Annotated in this window: 1 protein-coding gene and 1 pseudogene; both read right to left on the bottom strand. The window is 62.0% G+C overall.

Annotated features, from left to right (window positions below; genetic code table 11):
* Positions 1-225, bottom strand: a pseudogene (locus MKK55_RS01825) (flagellar protein); the annotation flags it as partial.
* 204 nt (positions 226-429) lie between these two features.
* The coding region (locus MKK55_RS01820; protein ID WP_279595940.1) for a flagellin at positions 430-606 on the bottom strand (177 nt) is incomplete at its 5' end.

Here is a 606-nt window from a genome sequence, read left to right as displayed (position 1 = left end):
GATCGTCTGCACGCCGTTGGAGATGCTGTCGAGCAGGGTGCCGAGATCCGAGGAGCGGTTCGACAGGCTCTGCGCGGTGAAGAAGTTGACCGGGTTGTCGAGGGCCGAGGAAACCTTCTTGCCGGTGGAAAGACGGTTCTGCGTCGTCGACGAGAGCGCCGCCGTATCCTGCAGCGAGAGCAGGTTCTGGCGCGTGGCGGCAGAGAGCGTGACTTCCGAGGACATGGGATGATCCGTCTTGCTTAGGCGATGTTAGGGTTAAATAAGCACGCCGTTCCTTGCATTCCGGTTAATGAAGTCTGAGATTTCGGCTGGCTGCGCGCGTGATTAGGGAAGATCGACGATCGAAGACGCATCGCGGACAGAAAATGAAAAAGCGGCCGGGGCGATGCCCCAGCCGCTTCATCGCGTCGTGATGGTGGGCGGTGCTTAGCGGAGGAGCTGAAGCACGCCCTGCTGGGCCTGGTTGGCCAGCGAGAGGGCCGAGATGCCGAGCGACTGGCGGGTCGACAGCGCCTGGGAGTTCGCGGCCTCCTCGTTGAGGTCGGCATCGGTGAGCTTGGAGGCGCCGGTGTCGAGCACGTTCTGGAGGTTCTTGGTGAAGTC

This window comes from Methylobacterium sp. J-059 (assembly GCF_022829485.1).
Lineage (GTDB): Bacteria > Pseudomonadota > Alphaproteobacteria > Rhizobiales > Beijerinckiaceae > Methylobacterium.
This window is presented reverse-complemented; position numbering and strand designations above follow the sequence as displayed.